Origin of the sequence: Campylobacter sp. BCW_6463 (assembly GCF_001762785.1) — a bacterium.
GTDB classification, from domain to species: domain Bacteria; phylum Campylobacterota; class Campylobacteria; order Campylobacterales; family Campylobacteraceae; genus Campylobacter_D; species Campylobacter_D jejuni.
In genome coordinates, this window is sequence record NZ_MJXL01000053.1 from 31,001 (window position 1) to 50,950 (window position 19,950).

Genomic DNA, 19,950 nt, shown 5'->3' on the forward strand with positions numbered 1-19,950 from the left:
AAATATTTTAAATTTTAAATAAATCTTGAAGATTTTTCATTGCTTCTTCATTGCTGATGGCATTATTTAGCTGCGATGAGCTTAATTCATTGAGCTCTATTTCATAACCACTTAACATAGAAGCAAGGCGAATATTAATACCATTTTTTCCTATAGCTTTACTTTTTTGTTCGCTATTTAAACTTACAATAGCTTTTTTATCTTCAATTTTCACAGAATTTACAATAGCAGGAGCCAAGGCACGAGAAATTAAAATTTCACTCTCATTTGTAAATTCTATACAATCAATATTTTCATTATGAAGCTCTTTGCTTACTGCATTAATTCTTACACCTTTAACACCTACTGTAGCACCTACAGGATCGATATTTGCTCCATTGGCCTGAAGAATGATTTTTGCTCTTTCACCTGGAATTCTAGCACATCCTATAATATTGACATAACCATCTTTGATTTCTGGAACCTCAGCTTCAAGTAAACATTCTAAAAATTTAGGACTTGTACGACTAAGCTCGATTTTAATACCCTTATCTGTATAAACACGGCGTATCACAGCTTTTACCACATCACCTATTTTAAACTTTTCCCCTTTAATGCGATTTTTTCTTGGTAAAAAAGCTCTTAATTCATCTATTTCAATAAAAGTATTTTCTTCATTATCCACTCTAACAACTGTACCAAAAACCATTTGCCCTACTTTGTTTTTATATTTTTCAAAAATAGTTTGTTCTAATAATTTTTGTATATGATATTCAAGTTCTTTATGCAAGGTATTTACCGCAGTTCTTCCTAAATTTTCCAAAGAACATTCATAGGTTAATTCATCTCCTATTTCAACATCTGGAGCTTCTGATTTTGCCTTACTTAACGCGATAAAACTCTCACTTTTATTTTGTAATCTCTCGTCATTATCTGCTACTATGGTAATTTTTTGATAAAGATTTAAATTTTTAGGATCCACAAAAAACTCATATTCTTGTCCATAAATTCTTTTTGCAGTATTGATTAAAGCGGTAGCTACCTTTTCTCTTACATTCTCTAAGTTTAAATTTTTTTCATTAGCAATAGATTCGATAATATCTGCTATCTTTTCCATATTTTATAAAACCTTTTTTGTGGGAAATTTAAATAATGTAGGTAAAAATTATATCCTTAATAAGTTTAATTAAAAGTAAAATTTGCTAAAATTACAGATTAAAATGAAAATTCTTAAGGATTTAGCTATGGAATTAAAATTGGCAAGAACTTTGATTAATGAAAAACCTAAAAATATTAGCCTAGAAAAAATCGAAGAGGCTATAGAAAAAGAAGGACAAAAGTTTTTTTATTTTGATAAAGATAATACACACAAACAACTCATTGCCCTTGTAAATCATTTTGAAAAAAAAGGAGTAAGCATTTATCATAGAACCGTAAAATACGGACTTGATGATAATGATTTTATGTATGAGGTACATATTCTTTGAGTGCTAAAAAACTTTTTATCCAAACTTTAGGTTGTGCGATGAATGTCAGAGATTCTGAGCATATGATCGCAGAATTAACACAAAAAGAAAATTACGCACTAACAGAAGATATCAAAGAAGCAGATCTTATTCTTATTAATACTTGTTCAGTGCGTGAAAAACCTGTGCATAAACTTTTCTCAGAAGTGGGTGGCTTTGAAAAAGTTAAAAAAGAAGGTGCTAAAATAGGAGTTTGTGGATGCACTGCATCACATTTGGGAAATGAAATTTTCAAACGTGCTCCTTATGTGGATTTTGTTCTAGGGGCAAGAAATATTTCCAAAATCACTCAAGCTATAAAAACTCCAAAATTTATGGGGGTGGACATAGACTATGATGAAAGTGAATTTGCTTTTGCAGATTTTAGAAATAGTATTTATAAATCCTATATTAATATCTCCATAGGTTGTGATAAACACTGCACTTATTGTATAGTGCCACATACTAGAGGAGATGAAATTTCCATACCTTTTAACATCATCTACAAAGAAGCTCAAAAAGCCGTTGAAAAAGGCACTAAAGAGATTTTCTTGCTAGGACAAAATGTCAATAACTACGGCAAAAGATTTAGAAACGAACATAAAAAAATGGACTTTTCAGATCTTTTAGAAGAACTTAGCACTATAGAAGGTTTGGAACGCATTCGCTTTACAAGTCCACATCCTTTGCATATGGATGATAAATTTTTAGAAGTTTTTGCCAATAATCCAAAAGTTTGCAAATCCATGCACATGCCTTTACAAAGCGGCTCAAGTGAAATTTTAAAAGCTATGAAGCGTGGCTATACTAAAGAATGGTATTTAAATAGAGCTTTAAAACTTAGAGAACTTTGTCCAAATGTTAGCATTTCTACAGACATTATTGTAGCTTTTCCAGGGGAAAGTGAAAAAGATTTTGAAGAAACTATGGATGTTTTGGAAAAAGTGCGTTTTGAACAAATTTTTTCTTTTAAATACTCCAAACGCCCTTTAACAAAAGCCGCAACCATGCCTAATCAAATCGATGAAGAAACAGCTTCAAGAAGACTTAGCACCTTACAAAATCGTCATAGTGAAATTTTAGATGAAATTGTAAAAAAACAAGAAAATAAAACTTTTAAAGTTTTATTTGAAGAATTAAGAGCAGGCAATAGCATTGCTGGAAGAACAGATAATAATTTTTTAGTTCAAGTTGAAGGTAGCGAAGAACTTTTAGGGCAATTTAAAGAAGTAAAAATCACTAATGCAAAGCGTATGGTTTTATATGGGGAAATCGTTTAAAATCCATTGCTTAACATATATAATTTTCATCTTGCAATGGCTTATTTTTTTAAGCTGTAAAAAGCACTATAAAGGTGAAAAAGTTGACCGTAAAGCTGGTGTGATACTTTTTTGGCATGGAAAATTAGCACTCATGCCTTTTGCGTTTAGACATTATAGACAAAAAAATAAAAAAGCCTATGTCATGATCTCTCACCATAAAGATGGAGAACAAATTGCAAAAATCATCAAGCTTTTCGGTCTTGATACCGTAAGAGGAAGCACTTCAAGGGGTGCTAGCGGTGCACTTAGAGCTGCATTTAAAGTTTTAGAACAAAATGACGATATAGTTATCACGCCCGATGGTCCACGAGGGCCTTATCATAGTATTTCAGATGGTTCCATCATTTTAGCTCAAAAAAAAGGACTAAAGATAAGAATTTTAAACTATGAAGCAAATCGTTTTTGGGAATTTAAAAGTTGGGATAAGATGATCTTGCCAAAACCTTTTAGTAAGATTACTTATAGTCTAAGTGAACCTTTGGATATTTTATCTTTAGATAAAGAAAAAGCTAAAGAATTTCTAATGGAACAATTTGATAAAATTAGCTTAGCTGATCAATTTAAGGAATGAAATGTTGTTTTTACTTAAAAAAATATTTCCACAACTTTTTATTAGTATTATTTTAGAAGATAAAAAAAATATTGTGAAAGCTTCTATTTATAGAGGAAGTAAACTAATCAGTAGCAATGAAAAAACTTTTGATAAAAGTGAAAATTTATTAGAATACATAAAAAATTTAAGCAAACATTTCTTATTTTACCACACTGCTTTATTTTTAGACGCCAAAGAACAAGGATTAATACCTAGTACAAATATTCAAGATTGTGAGCACTTTAATATAGGAAAAATCAGCTTACAGCATATTTTGTTTAATAATGCCCTTGTTTATACAGCTACCGAACATGTGGAATATTATAGCGAGCTTTTTGAAGAATATAGAGGTTTAGATTTTTTATATTCCCCTTTTGCTCTTCTTTACTACAATATACAAAAAGAAAAACAGCCTGATGATCAAATCTTACTTTATGGATTTAAGCAAGGACATCTTTTGGCAATTATTGTTGCTAAAGGCAATACTATCTTATACGGTGATTTTAAAATATTTGAGCAAGAATTAGGTTTAGAGCTTGAACTTCCATCAGAAGATAATCAAGAAATTGAAAACAACAACGATGATACTGAAGTTACCTTAGATAACTTCAATGAAGCCTTAAATAATAAATTTGACCTACTTGATCAAGAAAATAATCTTGAAACTTTAGATAATAATGATAATTTTAATCTTGATGAATTAAATCAATTTAGCAATGATATGGAACTTTGCCGTTATATTATTACGAGCATTGAAAAATTTTATAATGATGATAAATATGCTGGGGTATTTATCAATGGTATTTTATTATATAGCGAATCAGATATTAACATAAGTGCTATTGATTTTTTAGAAAGTGAAACTTTTTTAGAGATAAAAACAAAACAAATCAACACCTTAGATCTTATGATAGAATTGATGCGAAAGGAGCTTAAATGAGTTATAGCTTCATACAGCCAAGAAAAAAACCTATTTTCACACTCTTTGATAAAATTTGGCTAGGACTTTTTGGTTTTAGTATATTATTTATCTTGCTAGTATATTTTACATATACAATAAAAATTGCATTAATCAATAGCTCTATCGATGATGAAAAACAACAAGTTATAGTGCTTCAAAATCAAACTAAGCAAAATGAAATGCTTTATGAAATTTTATTTGATCAAAGCCAAATAGCGAAAAATTTTAACACTCAAAATCAAATTATTAAAGAAAGCTTAAGAAATCTATTTGATATTATTGTAAAAACTGATAATATTACTCTTGAAAGTGTTGAACAAGACGAATATTCCTTAAAACTTATCGGAGTCACTCCTACAAGAGAAATGTTTACTCTACTTTTAGAAACCCCTTTAAAAAGCATCTTTGATCAAAGCTATACAACCTATTATCGCTTAGATAATGGGTGGTATCGTTTTGTTAGTATTAGTAAACAAATTCCAGGAGTTGCAGATGAAAGATAAAAGCCTAGAAGAAATTGATTTATTAAAGCTTATCATTTGCGCGTTAAGTTTTATAAGCGTTTGCACAGCCTTGATCTTATTTTTACTTTTACCGACATTAAAAAATTACAAACAAGCAAATCTTAGAGAAAACTCACAACTTGCTATCTTAAAAGCCGCTAAATCAAAATTTGACTTTAGTGAAGATAAAATATCAACTCTAAGAAGCGAAAACAACAAAAGTTTAGAGCAATTTGAGCAAAATTTTAATATAGGAAATTTTGATACTTTTTTACAAAAATATTTTCAAAATGTAAAAATTCAAGAAACTAAGCCCGAAAAACAAGAAAAATATCTAAAAAACCGCTTAGCCATTAAAGCGACAATGAACAATCCTAGAAGGCTTTATGATTTTATTGATGCTCTAAAAAACTATAATAACTTAATCAAGCTTGATTATCCACTTAATCTTAAAGCAGGAGAGCAAGGTATCTCTATAGATCTTACTCTCAAAGTTTATTCAAGCTAAACTCACATCTTCGCCTTTTAAAATTTGATTCATAGTATTCATTGCACACATTTTTCCACACATGGAACATGAGTTTAAATCATCAGGACGACGCTCATTAAACATTTTTTTGGCCTTTTCTCCATCAATAGCAAGTTTAAACATTTTCTCCCAATCTATCTCTTGCCTAGCCTTACTCATCTCATCATCTCTTGCTCTTTCTTTTGGAAGTTTAGCTATATCTCCCGCATGAGCTGCAATTTTAGTCGCAACTATACCCTCTCTAACATCTTCTAAATTTGGAAGTCTTAAGTGTTCAGCAGGTGTTACATAACACAGCATATCAGCACCGCTAGCTGCAGCCACAGCTCCTCCAATAGCACCACTAATATGATCATACCCTGCGCCAATATCTGTTACCAAAGGTCCTAAGACATAAAAAGGCGCTCCTTTGCATAAACGCTTTTCTAATTGCATATTTGCCTCTATTTCATTAATAGCCATATGCCCTGGACCTTCTATCATTACTTGAACCCCAACATCCCAAGCCCTTTGAGTAAGGAATGATAATTCTATAAGTTCTGAAATTTGCGCCCCATCACTTGCATCGTGAGTAGAGCCAGGACGCAAAGCATCGCCCAAAGATAAAGTTACATCGTATTTTAAACAAATGTCAAGCAAATCATCATAATACTCAAAAAAAGGATTTTCAGCATCTTTCATCATCATCCAAGCATAAAGCACAGAGCCTCCTCTTGAAACTATATTTGTAAGTCTTTTACTTTGTTTAAAAATATGCGCTGCGCGAGAATTAATACCTGCATGAATTGTCATAAAATCAACCCCACTTTTAGCATGATGATATACAACATCTAAAAAGTCTTTGGCATTAATTTGTTTTAAATCTTTTTCTAAAAATCCTACTGCATCATATACAGGAACTGTTCCTATCATAGCTTTTGAAACATTAACAAGCTCATCTCTAAAACGACTTGTTTTGCCATAATTGCTTAAGTCCATAATCGCTTCTATGTCAAATTTATGAGCAAGCTCTACTTTTTTCATTTCCTCGCTATAATCAACACAATCATTTGAAACTCCTAAATTTACATTAACCTTAGTACGCAATCCAAAACCTATACCATTTGGATCAAGACTATTATGATTAATATTTGCAGGGATAATAATTTTACCGCAAGCAATATTTTCAAGCAAAAAATCTTTACTTAAATTTTCTTTTTGTGCAACAATCTGCATTTCTTTAGTAAAAACACCTTCTTTGGCATAATTCATTTGAGTTTTCATAAATTTATCCTTTAAAAAATTTGGATAAATGAAGGGTGAGTATAAATTTTTAAAGTATTGAAATTTATAAATCTTCCCGACGCTGGCATTATCCAGATCCGGTTCGGTCTAAGCTTTTAGCTTACTCTCAGCCTGTTACACAAGCTCCCGTCATTTATGTTTTAATTATACACTTTAAATATTTATTTTTGCTTTATGCGTGCAGTTTTTGTAAAATTTATAAGTTCTTCTGTAGTTTTTATATGATAAGGAAGTTTTCCAAGGCAATATTTAAAAATTTCAGTAGCTGCCAAAGCATCATCTAAGGCCCTATGATGCGTATTTTCCACGCCAAGAAATTCTTTCAAAACCTCTAGTTTATATTTTGGACTTTCTATACAACATTGTGCAAATTCTATAGTGCAAATACGACGATTAAGCAAAATGCCAAAACCACACTCATTTAAAGCCTTAGAAATAAAACTATAATCAAAACGCACATTATGCGCTACAAAAATACTGTCTTTTAAAAAAAGCCTAAAATCACTTAAAACCTTTGCTAAACTTGGAGCATTTTCCACCATCTCATAAATAATACCCGTAAGTTCGGTTATATTTTCTGGAATTTCTTTTACTTTAATAAAACTTTGAAAGCGTCCAATTTCTTTAGAGTTTTGAATTTTAACCGCTCCAATTTCTAAAATTTCTCCCTTACTTACCCCACCAGTACTTTCTATATCTACTATACAAAAAATTTCATCTTTAATTTTTGTTGTGCGTGTTTTAAGGGTAAAAATATTATCTTTATTCAAAGTTAAGCCCAAACCCAAAAGCTCAAAAGTTTCTAAATCTAAATTAAAATTTTTTAATTCTTCAACTTTGGCAAACTCTTGCATCACCCAATCATAAGGCTTGCTTTGCTTATTTAATATAGAAATAATCTGATCAATTTGCTGTAAACTCAAAATTCAAGCTTTAAAGATGAAATTGCAGTTTTATAATCATTAGAAGAAAAAATATAACTTCCAGCCACCAAAATATCAGCTCCGGACTCTTCTAAATCGCTAGCATTTAAACCATTAACACCACCATCAACCTCTATAAAAACTTTAGCATTTTTTTTATCAATCATTTGGCGCAATTCTTTGATTTTTTCATGTACTAAAGGTAAAAATTTTTGCCCACCAAACCCAGGATTAACACTCATTAAAAGTACCATATCTACAAATTCTAGCATGTGTTTAATAGAATCAATAGAAGTGTGTGGATTTAAAACAATAGCAGGATGGATTCCTTGACTTCTTATATATTCACAAAGTCTTATAGGATGAACTTCGCTTTCCATATGAAAAGAAATAAATTTTGGTTTCAAAGGGATAAAAAGATCTATAAATTTACTTACATCTTTAACCATCAAATGCACATCTAATGGCAACTTACTAATAGTTGAAATTTTTTCAATCACGCAAGGTCCGAAAGTCAAATTTGGAACAAAGTGTCCATCCATTACATCAATATGCAAAAGATCCGCACCTGCAGCTTCAATAGCTTTAACTTCTTCTTCTAATTTCAAAAAATTTGCAGACAATAAACTTGGAGCTACATACATGATCAAAACCTTAAACTATATATAAATGTGATAAATAATATTTTATCGACTTATATATTAAAAAAACTATAAATTATGGAATATTTTAAGCTTAATTTTGATAAAATCTCCATTTAAAAATTTTCATAAGGACAAGAAAATGGCAAGAGTATGTCAAATCACAGGCAAGGGTCCAATGGTGGGTAATAATGTCAGCCATGCTAACAATAAAACAAAAAGACGCTTTTTACCTAATCTCAGAACAGTTCGTGTAACTTTAGAAGATGGCACCACGAGAAAAATGAGAATTGCAGCTTCTACTCTGAGAACTCTAAAAAAACAAAATTCTAAATAATTTTGAGGATTTATTCCTCAATTTTAATATTTCAAATTTAAAAATAAAATTTAATAAATCACTTATATAACACACATTTAAAAATTATTATTAAGTTTATTATTTTTTAAGCCAAAAATATCTTTTAATAGTGTAAAATACCTTATTAAATGAATTTTAAATTTCACTAATACAAGGAGAGTTTATGCTACATGAATATAGAGAATTAATGTCAGAGCTAAAAGGTAAAGATGCTCATTTTGATAAACTATTTGATCGTCATAATGAACTTGATGACATGATTAAAGATGCAGAAGAAGGTAGAACTTCTCTTAGCAGCATGGAAATTTCAACCTTAAAAAAAGAAAAGCTTCATGTAAAAGATGAACTTAGCCAATATCTAGCAAATTATAAAAAATAAGGCAAAACAATGTTTGGAAGTAAAATAAACCATTCTGATCTTCAAAAACTTGAAGAAGAAAATAAAAATCTTGCACATAAAATTGAAAAATTTCAATCGGAAAATTTAGAATTAAAAAATAAAATTACATCATTAGAACAAGCGGCTTTAGAGTCTAAACTTAAAACAGATCTTTTAAATGTTTTATTAACTGGGGTTTTAAAAAATATTACTATTGTTCAAGGCGATATGTTAGAAAATGTAAATAAGGCAGAAGTTATCTCTAGCTATTCTAAAACTTCTCTTGCTGAAATGGATGAACTTAACCATATTGCTAATTCTATCAATGCTTCCTTAGGGGATATTACAGAATCAGCCAATAAAACAAGAGATGTTGCAGGAACATTACATAGAAGTGTGGATGAAATTACTAATGTAATTAATCTAATTAAAGATGTTTCCGATCAAACCAATCTTTTAGCTCTTAACGCTGCTATAGAAGCTGCACGCGCAGGTGAACATGGGCGTGGTTTTGCTGTTGTTGCCGATGAAGTAAGAAAACTAGCTGAAAAAACACAAAAAGCAACCACAGAAGTTGAAATGAATATCAACCTTCTAAAGCAAAATGCAAATGAAATGTATACTCAAAGTGAGCAAGTTGAAAAAATTTCTATAGATTCTAATGCTCATATTATGAGTTTTTCCGAAAAATTTACTCACTTAGTAAATGAAGCGCATTCTACCAATTCAAATGCAGTTGGTATCGCTTCAGAAGCTTTCGTATCTTTAGCAAAATTAGATCATATAGCTTTTAAACTAAATGCTTATAAAGAAATTTTTTCCAAATCAGGAAAGCAATTAGCCGATCATACATCTTGTCGCTTAGGAAAATGGCTTGCTAGCACAGGAAAAGAAAGATTTGGACAAAATAAAAGCTTCTTAAAAATTAACGAGCCACATGAAAAAGTTCATGAAAATATGAATAATGCTATAACAATAGCAAATACAGAAGATATTAGCAAAGATATTACTCAACACAGCATAATTAATAAATGTGAAGTTGCTGAAAATGCATCGCTTGATCTTTTCAATGTATTTAAAGAAATGCTTGATGAGTCAGATCATTAAAATCCTAGGTTGAACCTTTTTAAGGTTTAACCTAAATAATCTTTAATTTTCCCCACTTTTCCTTTAAAAACCACATATAAGCAAAATCAAGCAAAGGCGTTCTTATCATATTTTTACATTTTTTTTCAAAATCCTGCACCTTAACATAAACAGCTTCAATCTCTTCATCACCAACTCCACCTCCAGAAGAAATTTTATCTTTTTCATCAACTTCTGCGAAATAAAAGCTTTGCTTGCTTACACCTGAACCAAACCCTATATAAAAATCTCCTATTTTTTCTAAATTTCTAGGAGCATACCCTAGTTCTTCTATACATTCTTCTTTTGCTATTTCCTCTAAAGATAATTTTTTATCTACAAGTCCTGAACAAAGCTCTATAGTATAGCCCATATTATCATCTTTTACATAATCTTTATCATGCATTTGATGATACCAAAGTGGTATGCGAAATTGGCGTACAAAAATAAAACTTTCTAATTCTTTATGATACAAAAGCACTGAAACACTATCTTTAGATTCTATAAAATCCCAAGTACAAAACTTACCATTACTTTCATAAGCAAATCTCTTAGGCTTAATATAATTTGATTTTTCAAAAGAAAGTTCTTTTAAATTTTTAAACGCCATAATAAAACCTTTTATTTATTTTTCACATTGTACTTTATTTTTGCTTTTTTGAAAATATAAAGATGATTAAAGCCTTAAAAAATTAAAAATCATATTTATAACTCAACCAAAAACTCCTTCCTTCTGTATAGTCTTGATAACGATTTGCATATCCAGCAGGATTAGCCCCATCCCATTTAGTAACTTGCGGATCAAAGAAATTTTTATCAAAAAGATTTTGTACTGCAAAACTTAAGCTAGATTGCTTATTAATTTTATAATTTATCACTAAATCTACTATATAAAAAGGCTTATATTTTTGCCATGGCAGACTACCATTACCGCCACCTTTTGCTTTAGCTATAGTATCAAGTCTTGCTCGTGTTTTTATATAGGAACTAAATTTACCTCGCTCATAGTTTAATTTTAACATTGCTATATGCCTTGGTAAATTTTCTATTCTATCACCACCAAACCAATTTTTTTGACCATCTTTGTAGTGATTATCCATAAAAGTATAACTTGAATTTAGGCTAAAGCCATTGTAAGTTTTGGTATTAAATGCAAATTCTACACCTTTAGTCTGTGTTTTTCCAAGATTAATAGGACGCGTACAAGTATTATCATCGCAATTAATACCATTTAATAGACCTGTTAAATCTTCACTACTGATTTGATTTGTAAAATCAGTAATAAATCCTGTGATAGAATAATGTGCAAAATCAAATATCCTAAAATCAACACCCAATTCATAATTTATACTTTCTTCTGGTTTTAAGTCAGGGTTTCCAAAATAAGCATTGTCATTGCTATAATTATAATATCCATTTGTCAACTCCTTAGCAGCAGGAGTTTTATAGCCTTTTGAAACACCTCCTTTAAAGGCTATATTATCATTTAAGCGATAAACCAAATAAACCCTAGGCGTAAATTCAGAATCAAACAAATCGCTATAAATATAACGTAAACCTGTAGTAAAAATCAAATCATCTGTTATAAAATACTCATTTTCCCCATAAAGCGCAACCGTGGTTTGATCAAGATTTTTACCTCTTATTTGACTACCTGCGCTTGCTTGATCATTTTTTAACATCTCATAATCAATCCTTACACCAAAGGTATTTACTAAATTACCGTACTGACCTAAATTCCAAGGTAAAACAACCTTACCTTCTCCTACCCAAATTTGACTATGTAATTCTTTATCCTTAGTACTACCATATTGTAAATATGAGTTAGTTGAACCAAAATCATAGTTACCATCATGATTTAAAACAATATTATCCTTAAAAAGTTGTCTTTCGCTTTTAATAGCCCTACTACTTGTAGAATTCACTGAAATTTCATTAATATATCGTTCTATATCAAAATATATATTATTTTTATCATTTACTGTCCAATTAAGCCTAGAACCAAAACCTAAACTAGTAAAAGCACCTGGACTATGACTAGCAATTTGATAATTATCAGGTCTTTGTTGACTACTATTCCAAACCGGTGTAGGCCATTTTAAATCAGAAGTTGCCTTATCATAATACTTCAACCTTGCAGAAATTGATAATGTATCTTCAATCAAAGGAGTTGCCACATAAGCATTAAATCCCCCAGCATTGCCATAGTGATTAGAGTGCTGTTGTAAAAGAGTGTTAAATTCTATATTTGCCTCAGTCTTATCAGGATTTTTCTTAGTGATAATATTTATCACACCACCTACAGCATCACTGCCATAAAGTGTAGAAGCTGGACCACGTATAACCTCAATACGCTCTATCATAGACAAAGGTGGTAGATATCCTGACTCACTGCCACTAAAACCATTATCATAAAACCCATTTGCAACACTTTGACGTTTTCCATCAATTAAAACTAGAGTATAAGAACTACCAAAACCTCGTATGCTAAAATCATAAGTGCCTGTTTTATTCATAGTCACATCTACACCTGGAATATCTCCTATAGCCTCCCCTATATCCTTAATTGGCTTTTTTTCAAGCTCTTCTTTTGTAATGATAGAAATACTAGCAGGCGCATCAACCAAATCTTGTTCAAAACCACTAGCACTAACCACAACATCATTAAGTTGATATTTTTCTTCTGCTTTTAACAAAGCTCCAGATAAAATTAAAAAACACAGTAAACTTTTTTTAAATTTCATATTTTTAATTTGAGTCAAATTAATTCCTTTAAAAAATAATTATTTTGATATTTAAAATCATTTTTGAAGTATAAAAAAAGAATACTTTTAATTAACTTAATTTTGATAACAATTATAAATAATAAAATTATTTAAAAAAGCGAAGTAAAAGCCTAAGCCTCTTGATAGGCTCCAAGCTTTAAAATTTTCTGCATACGATTTGCAGAAAGTTCTCGTACGTCAATATTTTCAAGTTCATTTAGAGATTTTTTTACATAATCAGCAATAGCTACTGCTGCAGCTTCTTTATTACGATGTGCACCATTTGTAGGCTCATCTATAACATCATCAATTAAACCTTGAGATTTTAAATCATCAGCCGTTACCTTCATAGCCTTGGTTGCAGCTTCACTTTTTGCAGGATCATTCCAAAGTATTGCAGCACAACCTTCAGGAGAAATTACTGAAAAAACAGAATTTTTCATCATTGCAAGTCTATCTGCAACCCCTATAGCTAACGCCCCGCCACTACCACCTTCTCCGATAACTATAGCAATGGTCGGTATTTTCAAATCACTTAATTCATATAAATTTCTAGCGATAGCTTCACTTTGCCCTCTTTCTTCAGCACCTATTCCAGGATAAGCACCTGGAGTATCTATTAAAAATAAAATAGGAATTTGAAATTTCTCTGCAAGTCTTGCTACTCTTAAGGCTTTACGATATCCTTCAGGATGTGGCATCCCAAAATTTCTAGCGATTTTATCTTTTGTTCCACGTCCTTTTTGCTCACCAATTACAATTATTTTTTTCTCTCCTAAATAACCCATAAAACAAACAATAGCAGGATCATCTCTAAAGGCACGATCACCATGTATTTCGTGAGCGTCATTTAAAATAAGTTCAATATAGTCAAGAGCATAAGGGCGATCTGGATGACGCGCTAATTGCAAACGTTGAAAATCGCTTAAATTCTTATAAGTTTTAGAAATTTCTTTTTCAAGATTTTTCTTTAAAATCGATACAGCTTCAGTATCTCCTTTAATCTGAGCATTGATAATGTCCTCATCAATTTGCTGAATATTTTTTTCAAAATCTAAATAAGAAGCCATATTAATCTACTTTTTTAAATACAACACAGCCATTTGTGCCACCAAAACCAAAAGAATTACTCATCACCACTTTTAAATCTACTTTTCTTGATATATTTGGAACATAATCAAGATCACATTCATCATCTTTTACAAGCTGATTGATTGTAGGTGGAACTACCCCATCTCTTAAAGCCATAACACTAACAACTGCTTCAATTGCACCTGCAGCACCCAAGCAATGACCTGTTTGTCCTTTGGTGGAACTTATAAGCGGGATATTATTGCCAAAAAGCTCTTTAATTGCTGCTGTTTCATTTTTGTCATTTACAGGGGTTGAAGTTCCATGTGCATTGATATAATCTACCTTTGGATTCCCTGCCATATTTAAAGCTTTTTTCATAGCTCTTAAAGGCCCATCTAAAGTTGGTGAAGTAATATGATGCGCATCTGCACTTTCTCCAAATCCAATTAATTCAGCATAAATTGTAGCACCGCGTTTTTTAGCCTCTTCATATTCCTCAAAAACTAAAGCTCCAGCACCTTCTCCCATGACAAAACCATCTCTTTCTTTGTCAAATGGTCTTGAAGCATGCTGTGGATCTTCATTTCTAGTTGATAAAGCTTTCATTGAAGCAAAACCACCTATACCCACAGGACAAATCGCAGCTTCTGCACCTATGACTAACATCTTTTTAGCATTTCCCAAAGCTATACTTTTATAAGCTTCTCCTATAGCATGAGTTCCTGCTGCACAAGCTGTAACACAAGAAATATTTGGCCCTTTAAGTCCATGCTCTATAGAAATCAAACCTCCTAACATATTTACAAGTGCTGAAGGTATGAAAAAAGGGGAAATTTTACGCGGACCTCGCTCGGAACAAATAATGGAATTTTTTTCTATATTAGGCAAACCTCCGATACCAGCAGCCGAAACAATGCCAAATTCTTCTTTGTCTAATTCTTCACTAAATCCAGCATCCTGCATTGCTTCTCTTGCTGCTTTAATTCCAAGTTGTATGAAACGGTCAATTTTTTTTACTTCTTTGCCATCAACAACCTCTAATGGATCAAAATTTTTAACTTCAGCTGCAATTTGAACAGGAAAGTCTGTGGCATCAAAAAGAGTAATTTTATTTACTCCGCTTTCTCCATTGCAAATTGCTTTAAATGAACTTTCTTTATCTAAACCAAGGGCATTGATCATACCAATACCTGTAACTACAACTCTTTTCAAGAATAAGCTCCTTGCAAGAAAAAAATTATTTTTTTAGATTGTCAATATAATTTACAACATCTTCAATTTTAATTAATTTTTCAGCATCACTATCTGGAATTTCTACTTCAAATTTTTCTTCTAAAGCCATAATAAGCTCTACAACATCTAAAGAATCAGCACCTAAATCTTCAATAATTTTTGATTCCATTTTAACTGCATCTGCATCAATACTTAATTGCTCTACTACTACCGCTTTTACATCATCAAATGTTGCCATTTGTTCTCCTTCAAAAAATTAAAATAAAGCGTATTTTACTATAAAAAGCTTAAAATATTTATAGTTTTTCATTATACTTGAAAATAAAATATTAAAACATAAAGGAAAAATGATGCTTTTCTCTAATTTAATCAAAGAAAATCAAAAAATTTGGAATGCTTATCTACATCATGATTTTGTTAAAAAATTGGAAGATAAAAGCCTAAAGCAAGAAAATTTTCTTTTTTATCTCAAGCAAGATTATATTTATTTGCTTAATTACGCAAAATGTTATGCAAGATTAGCACTTAACTCAAATACCGCAAAAGAACTTCGTTTTGCTATAAAATTTCAAAATTATATAGTTGAAGGAGAAATGGAGCTTCATCGTGCAATTTTATCTCTTGGCATTAATGCAGATGAACTCGATATAAAAGATGAAAGTTTAGTCAATATAGCCTATTCGCGTTATATGTTAAGCGTAGGTGAAAATGGAGATTTTTTAGATATATTAGTTGCTCTTAGTGCTTGCGCTATAGGCTATGCAAAAATAGGTGCTGAAATTATAAATCGTTTAAAAAATGAAAATTTAAAAGATCATCCTTACAAGGAATGGATTTTGACCTATGGAAGTGAAAATTTTCAAAATGAAGCTAAAGAATTTGAAGATTTTGTTAATTCTTATACTTCAAGTGTTAGTGCACAAAAATTCCAAAAACTCAGCGAAATTTTTCATACTGTAACACGCTTAGAAGTGGCTTTTTGGGAGCATTCTTTAAGAATGGAATTAAATCTTTAAACATGGGCTTTTTGCCCATGTTTTTATGCAATTTTACTTGCATCAATAATATTATAATCTAAACCAACCATTTCTTTAGAAAGTCCTAATGCAAGTCCTACTAATTGTGATAAATGAATAATAGGCAATCTTGCTTTAGAATTAGTATAATCTTGAAATCTTTCTTGATAGATATCAAGCTGCATTTGACAAAGTGGGCAAGGTGTTACAACACAATCAGCTTGATTTTCACTTGCATTATTGACAATTTGACTAGACATTTTTTTCACAGATTTTTCTGCAGGATAAGAAGCATGAAAACCACAACAATCAAGGCGTTTTTCAAAAGGAACTATTTTAGCCCCTAAAACTTCTACTACACTTTCAAAACTTTTTGGATTGGTTGAACTTTCTTTTTTACCGAAAGCATCTTCAGGTCTCAAACTATGACAACCATAAAATAAAGCTACTTTTAAATTTGAAAGCGGCTTTTTCACCTTGCTTTTTAAATTATCCAAATCCTCATAAAGCTCCCACAAAAGACTTGTAATAGGTGTTGAACCTTGATATTTCATTCCACCTTGTGCTAAAAAAGTATTTATGCGTTCTTTTGCACCCTTATCAAGAGTATTTTTTGCTTTAGTTAAAGTTAGCATACAAGTACTACAAGTTGTAAGCATTGGCATTTTCATCTCTTCTGCTAAAGCAATATTTCTTGCATTAGCTACCAAAGTCGCAATAGGATCAACACACTGCGCTTGAGAAGCCCCACAACAACTCCATCCCTTAATTTCATTTAATTTCCAACCCAAAATAGGTGCAATAGCTTCAAGTGAAATTTTAGATTCTTTTGCAGCTTGAGATAAAACACAACCTGGAAAAAAAGCGTATTCTTTTTGCATATTTTACTCCTTAACAGCAGCTTCTTGTGCCGCCTTTATCATTTTAACCAAATCTTTATGCCCTTCTATTTCATCCTCGCCAAAAACATGCATAGGATTCATTTTTCCTGCGCGCATAAGTTTAAAAGCTATATCTGTTTTGCCCATAGAACCTATAACACCCTCAGAACGCAAAGCAAGATAAATTTCATTCAAACGTCCTGAACCTTCAACTAAATCTTTATAAAAAGCTTCAGCATGATCAGGCCCTAAGCCTTCATTTAAACCTTTTTTAATCGCCATCACTCTTAAATTTGCTATATCACTTACTGAACTTATACCCTTTGGACAACGATCAGCGCACTCTTGACAATGAACACAAAGCCAAAGTCCATTCATTACACTAGGTTTTACATGCAACATAGGATCCTTACCTCGAGAGTCTGCCGCTGCACGCCAAGCATGAGTAAAAACAAAAGGTTGCATATAATCGCTACTATCTGCTTCTAATTTATTACACTCTGAAGCACAGCTACCACATAAAATACAATCCCATTGCTTGCTAATACGATCAAATTCTTCTTGACTTTGTTTACAGCCCTTTTCCGCTGAAAATTCATTTTTTGCCACCATGGCAGGACGAATTTTTCTTAAATTTTCTATAGAAGGCTCCCAATCCACAATTAAATCAGAAATTACTCTAAAATTTCCAAGCGGAGAAATGCGTATACTTGAAGGATTATCATATTCTTTTAACAAATCTTGCATTTTAGTATCACAAGCAAGATAAGAATGCCCATTCACACGAACTGCACAAGCCCCACAAATCGCAGATTGACAAGATGCGGTAAAATTTAGAGTAATATCTTTTGTTTTTTTAATAAAAAGCAAAAGAGAGAGTAGAGTTTTTCCCTGTATATCCTTATCATCAATATCATAACTTTGTTCATATTTTTCCTTGCCATTAAAACGATCTATGATGATTTTCATTGTACTCTCCTTCCATCAAGTGAAAACTCAGTTACCACGACATCTTTATAACTAAGCTTTAATTCATCATTTTCTAAATTTACAATGCTATGTTTTAAGAAATTTTTATCATCTCGCTTTGGATAATCTTCTCTAGTATGAGCCCCACGACTTTCAAGTCTATTTCTAGCTGCTAAACAAGCACAGCGAGAAAGTAAAATCAAATTACCAAGCTCTACATAATCTGTAAAAGCAGTATTCATCACTTCATTAGGATTTGGAATACGAATTTTTTCATATCTTGCTTGTATATCTTCTAAATTTTTTGCTAGAAGATCGAGTTTTTCTTGAGTTCTAAAAATCCCCATATTATCCCAATTTTGACTTCCTAGCTCTTCTCGCAATTCATACATTTCTTGACCATTTCCGCCATTATTTGTAATTTCTTTAAATCTAGCCTGCCATTTTTGAGCAAGTTCATGAGTTTTTGCCCCTTTTCCAAAACTTGCATCTTTGGCATAATTTGTCGCACCAATACCTGCTAAATGCCCCGTTACAACTGCATCGGCTAAAGAATTTCCCCCTAGTCTATTAGCTCCATGTATAGAAATACAAGAAGCTTCTCCACCTACATAAATTCCAGCAATTTTAGTACTCATATCTTCAAATTTAGCCACTTCAATTCCACCCATAGAATAATGCGCCGTTGGACGGATAGGTACAGGAGTATCTACTAAATCAATATTTTCAAAAAGCATTGCAGTGTGACGAATTTTTGGTAAATCTTTTAAAATTTTTTCTTTTCCTAAGTGGCGTACATCGCACAAAACATAAGCTCCAAGTCCCTCACCATAACCTCTACCTTCACGAATTTCTGTTTCTATAGCACGCGCAACCACATCTCGCGGTGCAAGCTCCATTTTTTCATGGTAATTTTTCATAAAACGCTCACCACGATTATTTAAAAGATATCCCCCTTCACCGCGCGCCGCTTCTGTAATAAGAGTTCCACCATTTGCAACTCCTGTTGGGTGAAATTGTATCATCTCAGGATCTTCAAAACCAAGTCCTGCTCTAAGAGCAGCTGCCACACCATCTCCTGTGGCAATAAAAGGAGTTGAAGTTCTATTATAAAATATCCTTGTGTATCCCCCTGTAGCAATTACCAAAGCTTTACATAACACAGGATAAATTCCACCGCTTTGTATATCTCTTAAAACGACACCTTCACATTTTCCATCCACAACACCTATATCCAAAAGCTCATGATCCATTAAAAATTTCACACCGCTACTAATAGCATCATCTAAACAAGAATGCATTAAAATATGACCTGTTTTATCTGCAGAATAGTTACAGCGTTTTTTAGAAGCTCCTCCCATTAAACGCTGAGCTACTCCACCTTGCTCATTTCTTGAAAACAAGGTTCCTATAAAATCCATATTAAAAATAGCCTTTCCAGCTAATTCACAAAATTTTAAAGCTGCATCTTGATCTACCAAGTAAGCTCCACCTTTAATAGTATCATAAGCATGTAATTTATAAGAATCTCCATTAGAAAAATCAGTAACTCCATTAATTCCACCCTCTGCCATACAAGTTGCGTTACGCGATGGCATCATCTTTGTAGCTACTACAACGCTTAATTTTGGATTTTCTTTTCTCACTGCGGCTGCAGCACGCAAACCTGCTCCACCTGATCCAATTACCAAAACATCGCAAGAAGGTAAATTTGTATCTTTATCCATCTTAGATGAATCATCTAAAGCATAAACTCCACTTGAACTTGCAGCTAAAGCTCCTACACTAATACAGGCTGTTTTTATAAAATCTCTTCTAGAAAATTCACCCATATCATTCTCCTTATTTAAAAAAATTAATAATAATTTTTTAATGTAAGTCAATCTTACATAACCGCATGCCAAAAATCCA

Annotated in this window: 22 protein-coding genes, 1 pseudogene and 1 riboswitch; of the genes and pseudogenes, 11 read left to right on the forward strand and 12 right to left on the reverse strand. The window is 31.6% G+C overall.

Translation table 11 applies throughout. The annotated features are described in order from the left end of the window. Nucleotides 1-7: 7 nt before the first annotated feature. Nucleotides 8-1,096 carry a transcription termination factor NusA gene (nusA, locus tag AJ884_RS05980; RefSeq protein WP_002859895.1) on the reverse strand — a complete coding sequence of 363 codons (1,089 nt, stop codon included), beginning with the start codon at nt 1,094-1,096 and terminating at the stop codon, nt 8-10. Nucleotides 1,097-1,223: 127 nt separating this feature from the next. On the opposite strand from nusA, the gene AJ884_RS05985 reads away from it, so the two are divergent. From AJ884_RS05985 to AJ884_RS06010, 6 genes are read left to right on the forward strand one after another with little or no spacing between them, the layout of a single operon-like run. Next, entirely contained in the window at nt 1,224-1,466 is a 243-nt protein-coding gene (locus AJ884_RS05985; RefSeq protein ID WP_002851103.1) for an HP0268 family nuclease, read from the forward strand. After that, nucleotides 1,463-2,764 carry a tRNA (N6-isopentenyl adenosine(37)-C2)-methylthiotransferase MiaB gene (gene miaB, locus AJ884_RS05990; protein ID WP_044778820.1) on the forward strand — a complete coding sequence of 434 codons (1,302 nt, stop codon included), beginning with the start codon at nt 1,463-1,465 and terminating at the stop codon, nt 2,762-2,764. The genes AJ884_RS05985 and miaB overlap by 4 nt, the downstream gene beginning before the upstream one ends. After that, the gene (locus AJ884_RS05995) at nt 2,748-3,377 is read left to right on the forward strand and encodes a lysophospholipid acyltransferase family protein (RefSeq protein WP_044778821.1); all 630 of its coding nucleotides are present in this window, start codon (nt 2,748-2,750) and stop codon (nt 3,375-3,377) included. Before miaB ends, AJ884_RS05995 begins: the two co-directional genes overlap by 17 nt. A gap of 1 nt (nt 3,378) precedes the next feature. Next, nucleotides 3,379-4,338, forward strand: coding sequence for a hypothetical protein (locus AJ884_RS06000; RefSeq protein WP_044778822.1), 960 nt, complete (start codon nt 3,379-3,381; stop codon nt 4,336-4,338). Then, nucleotides 4,335-4,862 (forward strand): hypothetical protein, encoded by a 528-nt coding sequence (locus AJ884_RS06005; protein ID WP_070233373.1) that lies wholly within the window; start codon nt 4,335-4,337, stop codon nt 4,860-4,862. Before AJ884_RS06000 ends, AJ884_RS06005 begins: the two co-directional genes overlap by 4 nt. Further along, complete coding sequence (locus AJ884_RS06010; protein ID WP_044779804.1) at nt 4,852-5,370, forward strand: hypothetical protein; 519 nt, start codon at nt 4,852-4,854, stop codon at nt 5,368-5,370. The genes AJ884_RS06005 and AJ884_RS06010 overlap by 11 nt, the downstream gene beginning before the upstream one ends. Here the strand turns inward: AJ884_RS06010 and thiC are convergent. From thiC to rpe, 3 genes are all read right to left on the reverse strand, one after another. Continuing rightward, nucleotides 5,362-6,654: a phosphomethylpyrimidine synthase ThiC gene (thiC, locus tag AJ884_RS06015; RefSeq protein WP_070233372.1), complete on the reverse strand. Its 1,293-nt coding sequence runs from the start codon at nt 6,652-6,654 to the stop codon at nt 5,362-5,364. The genes AJ884_RS06010 and thiC overlap by 9 nt on opposite strands. A 56-nt stretch (nt 6,655-6,710) precedes the next feature. Further along, a riboswitch (TPP riboswitch) is annotated at nt 6,711-6,815 on the reverse strand. 21 nt (nt 6,816-6,836) lie between these two features. After that, the gene (locus AJ884_RS06020; RefSeq protein ID WP_070233371.1) at nt 6,837-7,598 is read right to left on the reverse strand and encodes a 3'-5' exonuclease; all 762 of its coding nucleotides are present in this window, start codon (nt 7,596-7,598) and stop codon (nt 6,837-6,839) included. Continuing rightward, on the reverse strand, nt 7,595-8,242 hold the full coding sequence (gene rpe, locus AJ884_RS06025; protein WP_070233370.1) for a ribulose-phosphate 3-epimerase: 648 nt from the start codon (nt 8,240-8,242) through the stop codon (nt 7,595-7,597). The genes AJ884_RS06020 and rpe overlap by 4 nt, the downstream gene beginning before the upstream one ends. 139 nt (nt 8,243-8,381) lie before the next feature. Between rpe and rpmB the strand changes: the two genes are divergently transcribed. The 4 genes and pseudogenes from rpmB (at nt 8,382) to AJ884_RS10305 (ending at nt 10,083) form a co-directional block, all read left to right on the forward strand. After that, the gene (rpmB, locus tag AJ884_RS06030; protein WP_002854974.1) at nt 8,382-8,576 is read left to right on the forward strand and encodes a 50S ribosomal protein L28; all 195 of its coding nucleotides are present in this window, start codon (nt 8,382-8,384) and stop codon (nt 8,574-8,576) included. 184 nt (nt 8,577-8,760) lie between these two features. Then, nucleotides 8,761-8,976 (forward strand): YdcH family protein, encoded by a 216-nt coding sequence (locus AJ884_RS06035; protein ID WP_002855201.1) that lies wholly within the window; start codon nt 8,761-8,763, stop codon nt 8,974-8,976. A 420-nt stretch (nt 8,977-9,396) separates the two neighbouring features. Beyond that, nucleotides 9,397-9,651 (forward strand): annotated as a pseudogene (locus AJ884_RS10300) (methyl-accepting chemotaxis protein); the annotation flags it as partial. Further along, on the forward strand, nt 9,649-10,083 hold the full coding sequence (locus AJ884_RS10305; RefSeq protein ID WP_373604568.1) for a CZB domain-containing protein: 435 nt from the start codon (nt 9,649-9,651) through the stop codon (nt 10,081-10,083). The pseudogene AJ884_RS10300 and the gene AJ884_RS10305, both read left to right, overlap by 3 nt. 31 nt (nt 10,084-10,114) lie before the next feature. Here AJ884_RS10305 and AJ884_RS06045 read toward each other — a convergent pair whose 3' ends face one another. From AJ884_RS06045 to acpP, 5 genes are all read right to left on the reverse strand, one after another. Continuing rightward, entirely contained in the window at nt 10,115-10,711 is a 597-nt protein-coding gene (locus AJ884_RS06045; RefSeq protein WP_070233369.1) for an NUDIX domain-containing protein, read from the reverse strand. An 82-nt stretch (nt 10,712-10,793) separates the two neighbouring features. Continuing rightward, on the reverse strand, nt 10,794-12,845 hold the full coding sequence (locus AJ884_RS06050; protein WP_070233436.1) for a TonB-dependent receptor domain-containing protein: 2,052 nt from the start codon (nt 12,843-12,845) through the stop codon (nt 10,794-10,796). 152 nt (nt 12,846-12,997) lie between these two features. Then, a complete protein-coding gene (locus AJ884_RS06055; RefSeq protein WP_002854780.1) occupies nt 12,998-13,936 on the reverse strand; it encodes an acetyl-CoA carboxylase carboxyltransferase subunit alpha in 939 nt (312 codons plus the stop codon). Between the two features lies 1 nt (nt 13,937). Next, nucleotides 13,938-15,152, reverse strand: coding sequence for a beta-ketoacyl-ACP synthase II (locus tag AJ884_RS06060; protein ID WP_002882383.1), 1,215 nt, complete (start codon nt 15,150-15,152; stop codon nt 13,938-13,940). A gap of 25 nt (nt 15,153-15,177) precedes the next feature. After that, nucleotides 15,178-15,411 (reverse strand): acyl carrier protein, encoded by a 234-nt coding sequence (gene acpP, locus AJ884_RS06065; protein ID WP_002854831.1) that lies wholly within the window; start codon nt 15,409-15,411, stop codon nt 15,178-15,180. Nucleotides 15,412-15,520: 109 nt separating this feature from the next. Between acpP and tenA the strand changes: the two genes are divergently transcribed. Further along, entirely contained in the window at nt 15,521-16,189 is a 669-nt protein-coding gene (gene tenA, locus AJ884_RS06070) for a thiaminase II (RefSeq protein ID WP_079860124.1), read from the forward strand. Between the two features lie 23 nt (nt 16,190-16,212). On the opposite strand, the gene sdhE is transcribed toward tenA, so the two are convergent. Genes sdhE through sdhA form a run of 3 tightly spaced genes read right to left on the reverse strand, consistent with a single transcriptional unit; the run spans nt 16,213 to nt 19,871 of the window. Next, nucleotides 16,213-17,070, reverse strand: a complete 858-nt coding sequence (gene sdhE, locus AJ884_RS06075; protein ID WP_053872494.1) for an 8-methylmenaquinol:fumarate reductase membrane anchor subunit — start codon at nt 17,068-17,070, stop codon at nt 16,213-16,215. 3 nt (nt 17,071-17,073) lie between these two features. Next, on the reverse strand, nt 17,074-18,039 hold the full coding sequence (gene sdhB / locus AJ884_RS06080) for an 8-methylmenaquinol:fumarate reductase iron-sulfur subunit (protein ID WP_002854950.1): 966 nt from the start codon (nt 18,037-18,039) through the stop codon (nt 17,074-17,076). Then, nucleotides 18,036-19,871: an 8-methylmenaquinol:fumarate reductase flavoprotein subunit gene (gene sdhA / locus AJ884_RS06085; protein ID WP_002857383.1), complete on the reverse strand. Its 1,836-nt coding sequence runs from the start codon at nt 19,869-19,871 to the stop codon at nt 18,036-18,038. The genes sdhB and sdhA overlap by 4 nt, the downstream gene beginning before the upstream one ends. Between the last annotated feature and the right edge of the window lie 79 nt (nt 19,872-19,950).

What these genes read in the sequence shown, in the direction of transcription:
- nusA (WP_002859895.1), bottom strand. Translation starts at nt 1,096, where the DNA reads ATGGAAAAGATAGCAGATATTATCGAATCTATTGCTAATGAAAAAAAT.
- AJ884_RS05985 (WP_002851103.1), top strand. Translation starts at nt 1,224, where the DNA reads ATGGAATTAAAATTGGCAAGAACTTTGATTAATGAAAAACCTAAAAAT.
- AJ884_RS05995 (WP_044778821.1), top strand. Translation starts at nt 2,748, where the DNA reads ATGGGGAAATCGTTTAAAATCCATTGCTTAACATATATAATTTTCATC.
- AJ884_RS06000 (WP_044778822.1), top strand. Translation starts at nt 3,379, where the DNA reads ATGTTGTTTTTACTTAAAAAAATATTTCCACAACTTTTTATTAGTATT.
- AJ884_RS06005 (WP_070233373.1), top strand. Translation starts at nt 4,335, where the DNA reads ATGAGTTATAGCTTCATACAGCCAAGAAAAAAACCTATTTTCACACTC.
- AJ884_RS06010 (WP_044779804.1), top strand. Translation starts at nt 4,852, where the DNA reads ATGAAAGATAAAAGCCTAGAAGAAATTGATTTATTAAAGCTTATCATT.
- thiC (WP_070233372.1), bottom strand. Translation starts at nt 6,654, where the DNA reads ATGAAAACTCAAATGAATTATGCCAAAGAAGGTGTTTTTACTAAAGAA.
- rpe (WP_070233370.1), bottom strand. Translation starts at nt 8,242, where the DNA reads ATGTATGTAGCTCCAAGTTTATTGTCTGCAAATTTTTTGAAATTAGAA.
- rpmB (WP_002854974.1), top strand. Translation starts at nt 8,382, where the DNA reads ATGGCAAGAGTATGTCAAATCACAGGCAAGGGTCCAATGGTGGGTAAT.
- AJ884_RS06035 (WP_002855201.1), top strand. Translation starts at nt 8,761, where the DNA reads ATGCTACATGAATATAGAGAATTAATGTCAGAGCTAAAAGGTAAAGAT.
- AJ884_RS10305 (WP_373604568.1), top strand. Translation starts at nt 9,649, where the DNA reads ATGAGTTTTTCCGAAAAATTTACTCACTTAGTAAATGAAGCGCATTCT.
- AJ884_RS06045 (WP_070233369.1), bottom strand. Translation starts at nt 10,711, where the DNA reads ATGGCGTTTAAAAATTTAAAAGAACTTTCTTTTGAAAAATCAAATTAT.
- AJ884_RS06050 (WP_070233436.1), bottom strand. Translation starts at nt 12,845, where the DNA reads ATGAAATTTAAAAAAAGTTTACTGTGTTTTTTAATTTTATCTGGAGCT.
- AJ884_RS06055 (WP_002854780.1), bottom strand. Translation starts at nt 13,936, where the DNA reads ATGGCTTCTTATTTAGATTTTGAAAAAAATATTCAGCAAATTGATGAG.
- acpP (WP_002854831.1), bottom strand. Translation starts at nt 15,411, where the DNA reads ATGGCAACATTTGATGATGTAAAAGCGGTAGTAGTAGAGCAATTAAGT.
- tenA (WP_079860124.1), top strand. Translation starts at nt 15,521, where the DNA reads ATGATGCTTTTCTCTAATTTAATCAAAGAAAATCAAAAAATTTGGAAT.
- sdhE (WP_053872494.1), bottom strand. Translation starts at nt 17,070, where the DNA reads ATGCAAAAAGAATACGCTTTTTTTCCAGGTTGTGTTTTATCTCAAGCT.
- sdhB (WP_002854950.1), bottom strand. Translation starts at nt 18,039, where the DNA reads ATGAAAATCATCATAGATCGTTTTAATGGCAAGGAAAAATATGAACAA.
- sdhA (WP_002857383.1), bottom strand. Translation starts at nt 19,871, where the DNA reads ATGGGTGAATTTTCTAGAAGAGATTTTATAAAAACAGCCTGTATTAGT.